This is a genomic window from Streptomyces sp. NPDC031049 (assembly GCF_055571015.1).
Map to the genome: position 1 here is coordinate 57,060 of NZ_JBVIGC010000010.1, position 13,945 is coordinate 71,004.

At 72.6% G+C, this 13,945-nt stretch carries 12 protein-coding genes and 1 riboswitch; of the genes, 3 read left to right on the plus strand and 9 right to left on the minus strand.

What is annotated here, in order from left to right; translation table 11 throughout:
• Positions 1–276: 276 nt before the first annotated feature.
• Positions 277–2,145, plus strand: a complete 1,869-nt coding sequence (locus ACZ45Q_RS18245) for an AAA family ATPase (protein WP_468262504.1) — start codon at positions 277–279, stop codon at positions 2,143–2,145.
• A gap of 132 nt (positions 2,146–2,277) precedes the next feature.
• On the opposite strand, the gene ACZ45Q_RS18250 is transcribed toward ACZ45Q_RS18245, so the two are convergent.
• The 9 genes from ACZ45Q_RS18250 to ACZ45Q_RS18290 all read right to left on the minus strand — a co-directional run bounded on the left by ACZ45Q_RS18250 (position 2,278) and on the right by ACZ45Q_RS18290 (position 9,849).
• Entirely contained in the window at positions 2,278–3,324 is a 1,047-nt protein-coding gene (locus ACZ45Q_RS18250; RefSeq protein WP_468261950.1) for a hemolysin family protein, read from the minus strand.
• Positions 3,321–4,652 (minus strand): hemolysin family protein, encoded by a 1,332-nt coding sequence (locus ACZ45Q_RS18255; RefSeq protein ID WP_468261953.1) that lies wholly within the window; start codon positions 4,650–4,652, stop codon positions 3,321–3,323. Before ACZ45Q_RS18255 ends, ACZ45Q_RS18250 begins: the two co-directional genes overlap by 4 nt.
• 385 nt (positions 4,653–5,037) lie before the next feature.
• Positions 5,038–5,526 carry a PH domain-containing protein gene (locus tag ACZ45Q_RS18260; RefSeq protein WP_468261956.1) on the minus strand — a complete coding sequence of 163 codons (489 nt, stop codon included), beginning with the start codon at positions 5,524–5,526 and terminating at the stop codon, positions 5,038–5,040.
• Between the two features lie 34 nt (positions 5,527–5,560).
• Positions 5,561–6,409, minus strand: a complete 849-nt coding sequence (gene hisG / locus ACZ45Q_RS18265; protein ID WP_468261959.1) for an ATP phosphoribosyltransferase — start codon at positions 6,407–6,409, stop codon at positions 5,561–5,563.
• A gap of 67 nt (positions 6,410–6,476) precedes the next feature.
• The gene (locus ACZ45Q_RS18270; protein ID WP_004990764.1) at positions 6,477–6,749 is read right to left on the minus strand and encodes a phosphoribosyl-ATP diphosphatase; all 273 of its coding nucleotides are present in this window, start codon (positions 6,747–6,749) and stop codon (positions 6,477–6,479) included.
• Positions 6,750–6,783: 34 nt separating this feature from the next.
• Complete coding sequence (ribH, locus tag ACZ45Q_RS18275; protein WP_165996607.1) at positions 6,784–7,269, minus strand: 6,7-dimethyl-8-ribityllumazine synthase; 486 nt, start codon at positions 7,267–7,269, stop codon at positions 6,784–6,786.
• Positions 7,270–7,310: 41 nt separating this feature from the next.
• Positions 7,311–8,600 (minus strand): bifunctional 3,4-dihydroxy-2-butanone-4-phosphate synthase/GTP cyclohydrolase II, encoded by a 1,290-nt coding sequence (locus ACZ45Q_RS18280; protein ID WP_468261964.1) that lies wholly within the window; start codon positions 8,598–8,600, stop codon positions 7,311–7,313.
• Positions 8,597–9,241 (minus strand): nicotinamide mononucleotide transporter family protein, encoded by a 645-nt coding sequence (locus tag ACZ45Q_RS18285; protein ID WP_468261966.1) that lies wholly within the window; start codon positions 9,239–9,241, stop codon positions 8,597–8,599. Before ACZ45Q_RS18285 ends, ACZ45Q_RS18280 begins: the two co-directional genes overlap by 4 nt.
• A complete protein-coding gene (locus ACZ45Q_RS18290) occupies positions 9,238–9,849 on the minus strand; it encodes a riboflavin synthase (RefSeq protein WP_468261968.1) in 612 nt (203 codons plus the stop codon). The genes ACZ45Q_RS18285 and ACZ45Q_RS18290 overlap by 4 nt, the downstream gene beginning before the upstream one ends.
• A 160-nt stretch (positions 9,850–10,009) precedes the next feature.
• A riboswitch (FMN riboswitch) is annotated at positions 10,010–10,140 on the minus strand.
• A gap of 215 nt (positions 10,141–10,355) precedes the next feature.
• On the opposite strand from ACZ45Q_RS18290, the gene ACZ45Q_RS18295 reads away from it, so the two are divergent.
• Together ACZ45Q_RS18295 and ACZ45Q_RS18300 are read left to right on the plus strand one after the other, a co-directional pair.
• Positions 10,356–12,719, plus strand: coding sequence for a chitinase C-terminal domain-containing protein (locus ACZ45Q_RS18295; protein ID WP_468261971.1), 2,364 nt, complete (start codon positions 10,356–10,358; stop codon positions 12,717–12,719).
• Positions 12,720–12,955: 236 nt separating this feature from the next.
• Entirely contained in the window at positions 12,956–13,720 is a 765-nt protein-coding gene (locus ACZ45Q_RS18300; protein ID WP_468261974.1) for an SDR family oxidoreductase, read from the plus strand.
• Positions 13,721–13,945 lie beyond the last annotated feature (225 nt).

Sequence of the window (13,945 nt, forward strand, 5' to 3'; positions counted from 1 at the left end):
TTTTCCGCCGCCGCGCGACGCCGATCGCTCACCCTCGGTCACCGGCCGCCTGCGCCTCGCCCGCCCCCGCCGTGCCGGACGGCCTCTCGCGGCCCCCTTCGGAGGGAACACCCCCGCAGGTACGATGCCCTCGGTGCGATCTACGGACGACTGCTGCGCGCACCTGCAACTCCGGGCTGTGGCACGACGGTTCGGCGGTTCGGCGTTCGGCCGGGACGGCCGGAGGGCGACGGCTCGGCGGCATACCGACGGGGGCACCGGTTTGTGGGGGACGTGATGGACTTCGGCACGCAGAGCCCGCCCGCCCCGGCCGATCTCGCCTGGCTGCGCGGCGTGGACGCCTACACCATGGGCTCCTATCCGCAGGCGGAGGAGGAGTTCCGGGCCGCGGTGCGCATCGATCCCGGGATGGCCGACGGCTGGCTCGGGCTGCACGCGCTGCGGGTGGACACGACGACCGCGCTGCTCAGGATGTTCCGGCACCGCGACCGGTTCGGCGAGCAGCGCGCCCGCCACCGTCGCACGCTCAACTCCTGGTACTGGCTGGGCTGGTGGGTGCAGCCCGAGCTGGAGAGCCCGCGCGACCTGCTCCTCGCCCACGCCTCGCACTGGCTGGACGGCCGCCACGTCCCGGAGCTGGACCGGGCCCTGGCCGGGCTGCCGCCCGTCGACACCGACCCGCAGGTCCGCTTTCTGCACGCGTGCCGCGCCTACCTCGTCAAGGACTGGGAGCAGCTGGTCCGGCACACCGACCCGCTGCTCGGCGATCCCATGCTGGGCATCGAGGCGGGGCTGTTCGGTGGCATGGCCCGGGTCCGGCTGGAGATGTACGGGCAGGCCGCGCCGCTGCTGTCGGCGGCGCTGATGCGGTGCCGCAGCGAGCAGCCGCAGCGCAAGGAGCTGCGCTACTGGCTGGCCCGGGCCCACGAGGGCACCGGCCGCAGCGCCGCCGCGCTGCCGCTGTACCGCGCCGTGCACCGGGTCGACCCCGGCTTCATGGACACCTCGGCCCGGCTCGCGGCGATCGCCGAGGGCGACGGGTACGACGACTCGGCCGACCTCACGGCGCTCACCCTGACGGGTGCCGGGCAGGACGGCGTGGACGGCACGCCGGACGGGCTCGACCCGCTGTTCGGCACCGAGGAGAGGGACCTGAAGCTGTCCTACCCCCAGCCGCCGGCCCCCGCCTCCCTGGTGTCGGTGACCGGACCGCCCGTGCGGGAGCGGACCGGGGGCCCGGAGCCGTCGCTGCCCACCGGCCCGACCGACCCGGCGTTATTGGAGGAGGCGCTCGCCGAGCTGGAGCGCATGGTGGGCCTGGAGCCGGTGAAGCGCCAGGTCAAGGCCTTGTCGGCGCAGCTGAACATGGCCCGGCTGCGGGCCGGGCAGGGGCTGCCGGTGCAGCCGCCCAAACGGCACTTCGTCTTCTCCGGCCCCTCCGGCACCGGCAAGACCACGGTGGCCCGCATCCTGGGCCGGGTCTTCTACGCGCTCGGGCTGCTGGGCGGGGACCACCTCGTGGAGGCGCAGCGGGCGGACCTGGTCGGCGAGTACCTCGGGCAGACCGCCGTGAAGGCGAACGAGCTGATCGACTCGGCGCTCGGCGGCGTGCTCTTCGTCGACGAGGCCTACTCCCTGTCGAACTCCGGGTACGGCAAGGGGGACGCGTACGGGGACGAGGCCCTCCAGGTGCTGCTGAAGCGGGCGGAGGACAACCGGGACCACCTGGTGGTGATCCTCGCCGGCTACCCGGAGGGCATGGACCGGCTGCTGGCCGCCAACCCCGGGCTGTCCTCCCGGTTCACCACGCGCGTCGACTTCCCCTCGTACCGGCCGCTGGAGCTGACGGCGATCGGTGAGGTGCTGGCCGCCGAGAACGGCGACGTGTGGGACGAGGAGGCCCTCGACGAGCTTCGGTCGATCGCCGGGCACGTGGTGGACCAGGGCTGGATCGACGAGCTGGGCAACGGGCGGTTCCTGCGGACGCTGTACGAGAAGAGCTGTGCCTACCGCGACCTGCGGTTGTCCGTGTATCCCGGGGAGCTGACGCGGGAGGACCTGGCGACGCTGCGGCTGCCGGACCTGATGCAGGCGTACGGGGAGGTCCTCTCGGGGCGCGGGCCGCAGGACCCGCCGGGGACGTGAGCGCCCCGGGCAGCCCCGGCGACACAGGCCGCCCCGACGACACAGGCCGCCCCGGCGGCACGGACCGCCCCGGCGACAGGGGCCGCCCGCGACCACCGCACCCTTCGGGGGTGGCCGCGGGCAGGGCGCGGGTCACGTCGCCAGCGTCACCTCCCCGACCTCCCGGTGGGCCGGGTCGCGCACCTCGCCCACCAGGAGTTCCAGCACGTCCTCCAGCGCCACCAGCCCCAGCACCTTCCCCGGGCCGTCCGCCACCTGGGCCAGGTGGGTGGCCGCCCGGCGCATCACGGTGAGCGCGTCGTCCAGCGGGAGGTCGGGGCGCAGGGTCGTCATGGGGCGCCAGTAGCGCTGGGGCACCGCCCGGTCCGGGTCCTCCAGATCCAGGACGTCCTTGACGTGCAGATAGCCCAGGAAGGCGTCGCCCGGCGCGGCGACCGGGAAGCGGGAGTAGCCCGTACGGGCGGTCAGCTCGACGATCTGGCCGGGGGTGACCGCGGGGCCGACCGTCACCAGCGACCGGCGGGGCAGCAGGACGTCGGCCACCGTGCGGGAGCCCAGCTCCAGGGCGTCGCCCAGCCGCTCCCGCTCCTCGGGGTCCAGCAGTCCGGCCTGGCCGGCGTCCTCGACCAGCCGGTTGAGCTGTTCGCTGGTGAAGACCGCCTCCACCTCGTCCTTGGGCTCGACGCGGAACAGCCGCAGGACGCCCCGGGCGCAGGCGCCGAGGGCGACGGTGAGCGGCCGGCACAGCCGGGCGAAGGCGACCAGGCCGGGGCTCAGCCAGAGCGCGGCCTTCTCCGGGGCGGCCATCGCCAGGTTCTTCGGGACCATCTCGCCGATGACGAGGTGGCAGAAGACGACGACGGCCAGAGCGATGACGTAGCCGAGCGGATGGATCACGCCGTGCGGCAGGTGCAGCCAGGTGAAGACCGGCTCCAGCAGCCGGGCGACCGTCGGCTCGGCCACCGCCCCGAGCGTCAGCGAGCAGACGGTGATGCCGAACTGGGCCGCCGCCATCATCTGCGGCAGGTGCTCCAGGCCGTACAGGACCCGGCGGGCGCGCGCGGTGCCCAGCGGTTCGATCTGGCTGCGGCGCACGGAGACGAGGGCGAACTCGGCGCCGACGAAGAAGCCGTTGGCGAGCACGAGCAGCGCCGCGAGCAGGAGCTGGAGGGCGCTCATCGGGCTCCCTCCGGCGCCGGCGCGGGTGCCGTGCGCACCAGCCGCACCCGCTCGGCGCGATAGCGGCCGACCCGGCGGACGGACAGCCGCCAGCCGGGCAGTTCGGCCCGGTCGCCGACGGCCGGGATGCGCCCGAGCAGATCGGCCACCAGACCGGCGACGGTCTCGTACGGCCCGTCGGGCACGTCGAGCCCGATGCGCCGCAGGGCGTCGACGCGGCAGCCGCCGTCGGCGTCCCACGTGGGCCGGCCGTCCTCCGGCGCGGCCGGGGCGAGGTCGGGGAGGTCGTGTCCGTCGTGCTCGTCACGGACCTCGCCGACGAGTTCTTCGACGATGTCCTCCAGGGTGACCACGCCGGCCGTGCCGCCGTACTCGTCGACGACCACGGCGATCGGCTGCTCGCTGCGCAGCCGGGCGAGCAGCGGTCGTACCGGCAGGGTCTCGGGCACCAGCAGCGCGGGCCGGGCGATCCGGCCGACCGGGGTGCGCAGCCGCTCGTGGGCGGGCACCGCCAGGGCGTCCTTGAGGTGGACCATGCCGGTGATCTCGTCGATCCGGTCCCGGTAGACGGGGAAGCGGGACAGGCCGGTGGCGCGGGTCAGGTTGACCACGTCCTCGGCGGTCGCGGACGCCTGGAGGGCGCCGACCTTCACCCGCGGGGTCATGACGTGCTGCGCGGTCAGCTCGCCGAGGGACAGGGTGCGGACGAAGAGGTCGGCGGTGTCCTGCTCCAGGGCGCCGGCCCGGGCGGAGTGCCGGGCCAGGGACACCAGTTCGCCGGGGGTGCGGGCGGAGGCCAGTTCCTCGGCCGGTTCCAGGCCGAGGGCGCGCACGAGCCGGTTGGCGACGGCGTTGAGCGCGGCGATCACCGGGCGGAACAGGCGGGCGAAGACGTACTGCGGGCCGGCCACGAAGCGGGCTACCTGGAGGGGCCGGGACACCGCCCAGTTCTTGGGCACCAGTTCGCCGATCACCATCTGCACGGCCGAGGCCAGCAGCATGCCGACGGCCACCGCGACGCCCGGGACCGCGCCTTCGGGGATGCCGGCCGCGGTGACCGGGCCGTCCAGCAGCCGGGCCAGCGCGGGCTGGGCGAGCATGCCGACGACCAGCGAGGTGAGGGTGATGCCGAGCTGGGTGCCGGAGAGCTGGAAGGACAGTTCCTTCAGAGCCTCGACGACCCGGCGGGCGCGGCGGTCGCCGTCCGCGGCGGCCCGCTCGGCGTCGGCGCGTTCCACGGTCACCAGGCCGAACTCGGCGGCGACGAAGAAGCCGTTGGCGAGGATCAGCAGGAAGGCGGCTGCCAGGAGCAGCAGGGGGAGGGTCATGATGCCGCCGCCTTCGCACCGGATCGGGCGGGGGCGGCGCAGGTACTGCAGGACGATCCGTCCATCGCCGGAGGGAGTCACTCCTCGGATAGCAGGAACCCCCGGCTCCGGGCGGAGCGGCAGGGGCGCAGCCGCGACGGCCGTGGCTGCGCACCCAGATTAAGGGCGAGCGGGCCGGCCGCGGCAGGGTGGACGGCCCCGATCGGCCCCCGGCGTTCCCCCGTCACGGTCCGAACGGAGCATCCGTCACGGTGGGGATCGGGCTCCCGTCACCGTCCGGGCCGGGCAATCGTGGCGGTCCGGGCCGGGCACCCGGCACCGTCCGGACCGGGCTTTCGTGACGGTCCGGACCTGGCTCCCAAGGCGGTCCGGGCAGGGTGCCCGATCAGCCCTGCCCCTGCTGGGGCCCCGCGGCGGAGCGGGCCTCGGCGAGGGCGCGCAGGGCCCGGGCGTCGGCGATGGCACGGGCCTTGGCGATGCCGGGCTGGATGCCCAGCGCGGGCAGGCTGGTGCCGTCGCTGAGGTCGAGGAAGACCCAGGGGTCGCCGGGCCGCAGGTTCACCCGGATGATCTCCGCCCACTCCAGCCGGCGCTTGCTGGTGAGGTTGACGACGGTCACCCCGGACTCCTCGGCGACGACCTTGGGCCGGGCCAGCAGGACCAGGACGGCGCCCAGCAGGAGGGCGGTCAGCACGAAGCTGAGCCGCTCCCCCGGTCCGAGCCGGTCCAGCAGCACCGCGACCGCCGTGATCGCGGCGAAGCAGGCGACGGCCGCCGTGTACAGGACGGCGCGGGTGCGGCCCGGCCGGAAGGTGACCGGGAGCGTGGGCAGGGCGGACGGGTCGGACATCGTCGCGGTCTCTCGAATCGTCATGCGCGGCTGTGCTCGTCCTGAACGGATCGCGCGCTCAGAGCCGGCAGGCGTGGATGGCCGTGGTCAGGATGGCGCGGGCACCGATCTGGTACAGGTCGTCCATGATCCGCTGGGCGTCCTTGGAGGGGACCATGGCGCGGACGGCGACCCAGCCCTCGTTGTGCAGCGGGGAGACGGTCGGGGACTCCAGACCGGGGGTGAGCGCCACGGCCTTCTCCAGCTGCTCGACGCGGCAGTCGTAGTCCATCATCACGTACGTCCGGGCCACCAGGACGCCCTGGAGGCGGCGCAGGAACTGCTGCACCTTGGCCTCTTCGGGGTCGGCGCCCGTACGGCGGATGACGACCGCCTCGGACTTCATGATCGGCTCGCCGAAGACCTCCAGGCCCGCGTTGCGCAGCGAGGTGCCGGTCTCCACGACGTCGGCGATGACCTCGGCGACGCCCAGCTCGATCGCGGTCTCCACGGCTCCGTCGAGGTGGACGACGGAGGCGTCGATGCCGTTGTCGGCCAGGTGCTTGGCGACGATGCCCTCGTAGGAGGTGGCCACCGTCCGGCCCTTGAGGTCCGCGACGCCGGTCGCCGTGCCCGGCTTGGCGGCGTAGCGGAAGGTGGAGCGGGCGAAGCCCAGCGGGAGGATCTCCTCGGCGTCGGCGCCGGAGTCGACCAGCAGGTCGCGGCCGGTGATGCCGATGTCGAGCATGCCGGAGGAGACGTAGATCGCGATGTCGCGGGGGCGGAGGTAGAAGAACTCGACCTCGTTGACCGGGTCGACGATGCGCAGTTCCTTGGACTCGCGGCGCTGCTGGTAGCCGGCCTCATGCAGCATCTCCGCCGCAGGGCCGGACAGTGAACCCTTGTTGGGGACGGCGATGCGCAGCATGAGGTCGGCTTCCTTTGTGTGAAGGGTGTTTCTACGGGCTGGTTCGGGACTGCGGCGGAGCGTGGTCCTACAGGTGGGCGTAGACGTCGTCGAGGCTGATCCCGCGGGCGACCATCATCACCTGGACGTGGTACAGCAGCTGCGAGATCTCCTCGGCGGCCGCCTCCTTGCCCTCGTACTCGGCGGCCATCCAGACCTCGGCGGCCTCCTCGACGACCTTCTTGCCGATGGCATGGACGCCCTTGTCCACCAGCTCGGCGGTGCGGGAGGTGGCGGGGTCGCCGTGGGCGGCCTTGTGCTGGAGCTCGGTGAACAGCTCCTCGAACGTCTTCTTGGACATGGTGGTCCTTACCCTACGCGCTCCGGCCGACTGCTCAGCGCCAGGGTTCGGATACTGAACGCAGGGTGGCCGCCGTGGCGACCGCCGCCGTCACCGCCTCGTGGCCCTTGTCCTCGCTGGAGCCCTCCAGGCCGGCCCGGTCCAGGGCCTGCTCCTCGGTGTCGCAGGTCAGGACGCCGAAGCCGACGGGCACGCCGGTGTCGACGGAGACCTGGGTGAGGCCCTGGGTGACGCCCTGGCACACGTAGTCGAAGTGGGGGGTGCCGCCGCGGATGACGACGCCGAGGGCGACGATCGCGTCGTAGCCCCGGCCGGCGAGGACCTTGGCGACGACGGGCAGCTCCCAGCTGCCGGGGACCCTGAGCAGGGTCGGCTCGTCGATACCGAGGTCGTGCAGGGCGCGCAGGGCGCCGTCCACCAGTCCGTCCATCACCTTCTCGTGCCACTGCGCCGCGATCACGGCGACCCTGAGGTCGCCCACATTGCGTACGGACAGTTCCGGTGCGCCCTTGCCGCTCACGTCTCTCCTCGTGTGCCTTGGTGTGCCTTGCTGGTGTGGCTCTACTGGTTGCCGCAGGTGGACACGGCGGTGGTGTCCAGCCAGGGCAGGTCGTGGCCCATCCGGTCGCGCTTGGTGCGCAGGTAGCGCAGGTTGTGCTCGCCGGCCTGGACGGGCATCGGCTCGCGCCTGACGACGTCGATGCCGTGCCGGGCGAGGGCCTCGGACTTCTCGGGGTTGTTGGTCATCAGCCGGACGGTGCGCACCCCGAGGTCGGTGAGGATCTGCGCGCCGGCGCCGTAGTCGCGGGCGTCGGCGGGCAGGCCCAGTTCCAGGTTGGCGTCCAGGGTGTCCCGGCCGCGCTCCTGGAGTTCGTAGGCGCGCAGCTTGGACATCAGGCCGATGCCGCGTCCCTCGTGTCCGCGCAGGTAGACGACCACGCCCCGGCCCTCGGACTGGATACGGGCGAGGGAGGCGTCCAGCTGGGGGCCGCAGTCGCAGCGCTGGGAGCCGAAGACGTCGCCGGTGAGGCACTCGGAGTGGACGCGGACCAGGACGTCCCGGCCGTCGCCGAGGTCGCCGTGGACGAGCGCGACGTGCTCGACGCCGTCGACGGTGGAGCGGTAGCCGTACGCCGTGAAGGTGCCGTGGGCGGTGGGCAGGTGGACCTCGGCCTCGCGGCGGACGGTCGGCTCGGCGCTGCGGCGGTAGGCGATCAGGTCCTCGATGGAGATGATCGTCAGGCCGTGCTTGCGGGCGAACGGGATCAGCTCGGGCAGCCGCAGCATGCGGCCGTCCTCCCCGGCGATCTCGACGATGGCGCCGGCCGGGCGCAGTCCGGCGAGGCGGGCGAGGTCGACGGCGGCCTCGGTGTGGCCGTTGCGGACGAGGACGCCGCCGGAGCGGGCGCGCAACGGGAAGATGTGGCCGGGGCGGACCAGGTCGGTGGGCTCGGCGGTGCCGCTCGCGAGCAGCTGGAGGGTGGTGGCGCGGTCGGAGGCCGAGATGCCGGTGGTCACGCCGTGCGCGGCGGAGGCGTCCACGGAGACGGTGAAGGCGGTCTTCATCGACTCGGTGTTGTCCTGGACCATCTGGGGCAGCTTCAGCCGGTCCAGTTCCTCGCCCTCCATGGGGGCGCAGATCAGGCCGCGGCACTCGGACATCATGAAGGCGACGATCTCCTCGGTCGCCTTCTCGGCGGCGATGACGAGGTCGCCCTCGTTCTCGCGGTTCTCGTCGTCGACGACCACGACCGGGCGGCCCGCGGCGATGTCGGCGATGGCCTGTTCGACGGGGTCGAGCGTGAGGTCCTCGACGCCGTCGGTGCTGTAGAGGATGGGGGCCGTGCTCATGCGGGGGCTCCTTCCAGGACGGGCTGCGCGGCCCGGCGGGAGCGCAGCCACCAGTCGCGCATGCCCCACAGGACGAGCGCGCCGTAGAGGATGTAGACGAAGCCGGAGAAGGCGAAGCCGTTGGCGAAGTTCAGGGGTACGCCGACCAGGTCGACGAGCAGCCAGGCGAACCAGAACTCGACCATGCCGCGCGCCTGGGCGTACATGGCGACGACGGTGCCGACGAAGATGTAGGCGTCCGGCCAGGGGTCCCAGGACAGCGTGGGGAAGGCGGTGAACAGACCGCCGACCGCGAGGGTGCCGAGGGCGGCGCCGCCGGCGAGGACGGCGCGCTCGCGCCAGGTGGCGAAGCGGACGGCGATGGAGCCGTCCTGCGCCTGCTGCCGGCCGCGGTTCCACTGCCAGAAGCCGTAGCCGGCGACCGCCATGACGACGATCTGCTTGCCCGCGCTGCCGGAGAGGTGGGCGGTGGCGAAGGCCGCGAAGAGGATGAGGCCGGAGACGAACTGGGCCGGCCAGGTCCAGATCGAGCGGCGCCAGCCGAGGGCGAGGGCCAGCAGACCGATCACGTTGCCGATCATGTCCGACCACTTGATGTGCTGGTCGAAGAGGGTGAACGCCTCGGAGTTCAGCCAGTTCACCGGGCGTCTCCCTCTCCGACGCGGTCGCCGAGCATCCGCTCGACGTATTTGGCGATGACGTCCGCCTCGAGGTTGACCGGGTCGCCGGGCTGCTTGATGCCGAGCGTGGTCAGGGCGAGCGTCGTCGGGATGAGGCTGACGGTGAAGAAGTCGGGGCCGGCGTCGACGACGGTGAGGCTGATGCCGTCGACGGTGATGGAGCCCTTCTCGACGACGTAGCGGGCGAGGGCGGCGGGCAGGGAGATCTTGACGATCTCCCAGTGCTCGGACGGCTTGCGCTCGAGGATCTCGCCGGTGCCGTCCACGTGGCCCTGCACGATGTGCCCGCCGAGCCGGGCGCCCACGGCGGTGGGCCGCTCGAGGTTGACGCGGGAGCCGACGGCGAGGGCGCCGAGGCTGGAGCGGTTCAGGGTCTCGGCCATCACGTCGGCGGTGAACTCGTCGCCCTCGTGGTCGACGACGGTGAGGCAGACGCCGTTGACGGCGATGGAGTCGCCGTGTTTCGCGCCCTCGGTGACGACAGGGCCGCGCAGGCGGAAGCGACAGGCGTCGTCGAGGGTCTCGACGGCGGTGACCTCGCCCAGCTCTTCGACGATTCCGGTGAACACTTCCCGGGTCCTCCTGCCTCTTCGGGCACGGACTCCGGGGCTGTCGATGACGACAGAAGGAGCGGGGAGGACTCACGGGGACGACGACGCCGGATGCCGGCCGTCCTGGGGGCTGCCCCATGGACGTACGGGTACGGCGGCGCGCACGTGTGCCCGCCCGCCGCGCACTGCCTCCCATCCGGACTTTAACCGTCGGTCCAGGAATTTCACCTGGTCAACCGGCCGCTGGAGGCGACCGGGTCGCGGACTGTAACCGCCGGTTCGGACTTTCACCGACCCCGGAGTGCGCTGCTTCTGGTACAGGGCCAGTGTGCCACGCCTGATCGACGCCCATACGGGTGAGCGGTGTGGAGTGGCTCACACTCCGTCCCGCGGGCTTCACAGCGTGTGTCCCGCCCCCGCCAACTCGCCCGGCTCCAGGCGGCCTTGCGATTGGTCCATACCTATTGACTCACTGGTCTAGTCCTCTCTAGGGTCTGCGCAACTTCCGTGGAGAGGAACCGACTGTGCCTTCCCCCTCGCGCCCCTCAGTCCTCCGAAGAGCCAGACCCGCCCTGTTCGCGGCGGCCGCGGCGGTGGCCGGCCTGGTGCTCGCCGGTCTCCCGGCGACCGTCTCGCACGCGGCCGACCAGGAGTCGTGCCGGCCGGACGGCCTGTACAAGACCCCCGGCGTCGACGTCCCCTACTGCTCGGTCTACGACTCGGCGGGCCGGGAGAAGATGGGCGCCGACCACCAGCGCCGGGTGATCGGCTACTTCACCGGCTGGCGCACCGGCAAGGACGGCAAGCCCGCCTACCTGGCCTCCGACATCCCGTGGGACAAGATCACCCACATCAACTACGCCTTCGCGCACGTCGACTCCGGCAACCGGCTCTCCGTCGGAAAGGAGAGCGCGGCCAATCCGGCGACCGGGATGACCTGGCCGGGGGTCCCCGGCGCCGAGATGGACCCGGGGCTGCCCTACAAGGGCCACTTCAACCTGCTGAACAAGTTCAAGAAGCAGTACCCGGACGTGAAGACGCTGATCTCGGTGGGCGGCTGGGCCGAGACGGGCGGCTACTTCGCCGAGGACGGCTCGCGCGTCGACTCGGGCGGCTTCTACTCGATGGCCACCAACGCCGACGGCTCGGTCAACCAGGCCGGCATCGACACCTTCGCGGACTCGGCGGTCGACTTCATCCGGAAGTACGGCTTCAACGGCGTCGACATCGACTACGAGTACCCGACCACCATGAAGGACGCGGGCAACCCGCTCGACTGGTCGATCGCCAACGGCCGCCGCGCCGGGCTGGTCAAGGGCTACGCGGCGCTGATGAAGACGCTGCGCGTGAAGCTGGACCGCGCGGGCGCCGCCGACGGCAGGCACTACCTGCTGACGGTGGCCGCCCCCTCCTCCGGCTATCTGCTGCGCGGCATGGAGACCTTCCAGGTCCAGAAGTACCTGGACTACGTCAACATCATGTCGTACGACCTGCACGGCGCCTGGAACGAGTACGTCGGCCCCAACGCCTCCCTCTTCGACGACGGCAAGGACGCCGAGCTGGCCGCCGCGGGCGTGTACACCACCTCCCAGTACGGCGGCATCGGCTATCTGAACACCGACTGGGCCTACCACTACTTCCGCGGTTCGATGCCGGCCGGCCGCATCAACATCGGCCTGCCCTACTACACGCGGGGCCACAAGAACGTCACCGGCGGCACCAACGGGCTCTGGGGCAGGGCTCCCTCCTCCACCTGCCCGGCCGGGTCCGGGCTGACCAAGTGCGGCGACGGCGCCACGGGCATCGACAACCTGTGGCACGACCTGGACACCGCCGGCAAGGAGTCGCCCGCGGGTTCGAACCCGATGTGGCACGCCAAGAACCTGGAGAAGGGCATCGTCGGCGACTACGTCACCGACTACGGCTTCCCGGCCGGCACCGAGCTGACCGGGACCTACCAGCGCCACTACGACGCCACCCTGGTCGCGCCCTGGCTGTGGAACGCCGAGAAGAAGGTGTTCCTGTCCACCGAGGACGAGCAGTCGGTGAAGGCCAAGGCGGACTACGTCGTCGACCGGGGCATCGGCGGCACGATGGTGTGGGAACTGGCCGGCGACTACGCCTGGGACGCGGCCGAGGGCCAGTACGGGCCGGGGTCGACGCTGACGACGGCGATGTACGAGAGGTTCAAGAACGCCTCCCCGTACGGCGCCACGCGCGCGACCATCGACATGCCCGCCGAGGCGCTCGACATCGACGTGGAGTTCGGGGAGTTCCCGCTCGGGGACTCCAACTACCCGATCAGCCCCAAGCTGAAGATCACGAACAACACGGGAACCACGCTGCCCGGCGGCTCGGAGTTCCGGTTCGACTACGCCACCTCCGCGCCCGGCAACGCCAAGGACCAGTCCGGCTGGGGAACGTCGGTGATCCGCAGCGACCACACCGGGAGCAACGTCGGCGGGCTGAAGGGCGACCACCACCGCGTCTCGCTGAAACTGCCCTCCTGGCAGTCGCTGGCGCCGGGCGCCTCCACCACCGTGGACTTCGTCTACTACCTGCCGGTGTCGACGCCGTCGAACTGGACGGTGACCTTCGGCGGGAAGACGTACGCCCTGAAGGGTGACCTGGCCCGGGGCACGACCGTGGTGGACCCGGGCACGGGCACCCCGACGCCCGATCCCACGCCCACCCCCACTCCGACGCCGACCCCGACGGACGGTCCCGGGGAGTGCGCCGCCCCGGCCTGGGCCGCGGGCACGGCGTACGGCGGCGGCAGCACCGTGTCCCACGAGGGGCACACCTGGAAGGCCAAGTGGTGGACGCGGGGCGAGGAGCCCGGCACCACCGGGGAATGGGGGGTCTGGCAGGACCTCGGCGCCTGCTGACCATCCGCACGAGACCGGCCCGGCGGCGGTGACGACGGCCCTTGCCCGCCGCCGGGCCTCCCAGCAGCCCTCGCCGGGTCCGGCGGAACAGGACAAGCTGGACTTCGTACGCCGTCGGCGCGGGCGGTCCGGACCTTCCCTCGCGGGTCATGTCACGTTCGGCACCCGCCGGTCCGTCCGAGCCGACGAGGGGCGTTCCGTCCGGGAGCGTCCGCCGTGACGAAGGGCTGAACAGCATGAGCACGATCCTGGTGACCGGCGGTACCGGAACCCTCGGCCGGCTCGTCGCCGAACGGCTGCGGGCGGACGGGCACGAAGTGCGGGTGCTCAGCCGGCACTCCCCGCCCCACGCGGTCGACCTCCGGGAGGGCGGGCCCGCGCTGGACACGGCGGTCGCCGGCGTGGACACGGTGGTGCACTGCGCCACCTCCCCGCGGGGCGACGAGCGGGCGGCCACGAACCTGATCGCGGCGGCACGGCGGGCCGGGGTGCGGCACCTGGTCTACATCTCGATCGTCGGGGTGGACCGGGTGCCGTTCGGCTATTACCGGACCAAGCACACCGTCGAGCGGCTCGTCGAGGAGTCGGGGCTGGGCTGGACCGTGCTGCGGGCGACGCAGTTCCACGATCTGCTGGCGTCGCTGTTCCGGGTGCTCGCCAAGCCGCCGGTCATGCTGTTGCCGGCCGGGGTGCGGGACCAGCCGGTGGAGGTGGCCGAGGTCGCGGACCGGCTCGCCGAGCTGGCGGCCGGTGAGCCCGCCGGGCGGGTGGCGGACATGGCCGGCCCCGAGGTGCGCACCCTGGAATCGCTGGCCCGCGCCCATCTGGCGGCGACGGGGCGCCGGCGGGCGGTGCTGAACGTGCCGCTCGCGGGCAAGACCTACCGGGCGTTCCGCTCCGGCGGCCACCTCGCGCCGCAGCGGGCGGTCGGCAAGGGGACCTTCGAGGAATACCTGACGCGCCGGCCCGGCGACCGGCCGGGGGAGGAGCGGCGTGGCTGAGCCGGCGGCACCCGCCCCTCGCGGGGGCTGAGGCGGCGCGGGTCCCGCCCCGGGGGTGGGCGGGGCTGAGGCGGTGGCTTGCCGGCGCGGGTCCCCTGCCGGGGGGCGCGTCCCCCCGGCGCGGGTCCCCTGCCGGGGGGACGGGCCTGAGGCACCGACGCGGGACTGTCATCCGGACCGCGCGGCAGCGAGCCGCGGCCGGTCGCGGTCGTGAGCCCGCGTCCG

Coding starts and splice junctions, on each gene's coding strand:
- ACZ45Q_RS18245 (WP_468262504.1), top strand. CDS start 277: ATGGACTTCGGCACGCAGAGCCCGCCCGCCCCGGCCGATCTCGCCTGG.
- ACZ45Q_RS18250 (WP_468261950.1), bottom strand. CDS start 3,324: ATGAGCGCCCTCCAGCTCCTGCTCGCGGCGCTGCTCGTGCTCGCCAAC.
- ACZ45Q_RS18255 (WP_468261953.1), bottom strand. CDS start 4,652: ATGACCCTCCCCCTGCTGCTCCTGGCAGCCGCCTTCCTGCTGATCCTC.
- ACZ45Q_RS18260 (WP_468261956.1), bottom strand. CDS start 5,526: ATGACGATTCGAGAGACCGCGACGATGTCCGACCCGTCCGCCCTGCCC.
- hisG (WP_468261959.1), bottom strand. CDS start 6,409: ATGCTGCGCATCGCCGTCCCCAACAAGGGTTCACTGTCCGGCCCTGCG.
- ACZ45Q_RS18270 (WP_004990764.1), bottom strand. CDS start 6,749: ATGTCCAAGAAGACGTTCGAGGAGCTGTTCACCGAGCTCCAGCACAAG.
- ACZ45Q_RS18280 (WP_468261964.1), bottom strand. CDS start 8,600: ATGAGCACGGCCCCCATCCTCTACAGCACCGACGGCGTCGAGGACCTC.
- ACZ45Q_RS18300 (WP_468261974.1), top strand. CDS start 12,956: ATGAGCACGATCCTGGTGACCGGCGGTACCGGAACCCTCGGCCGGCTC.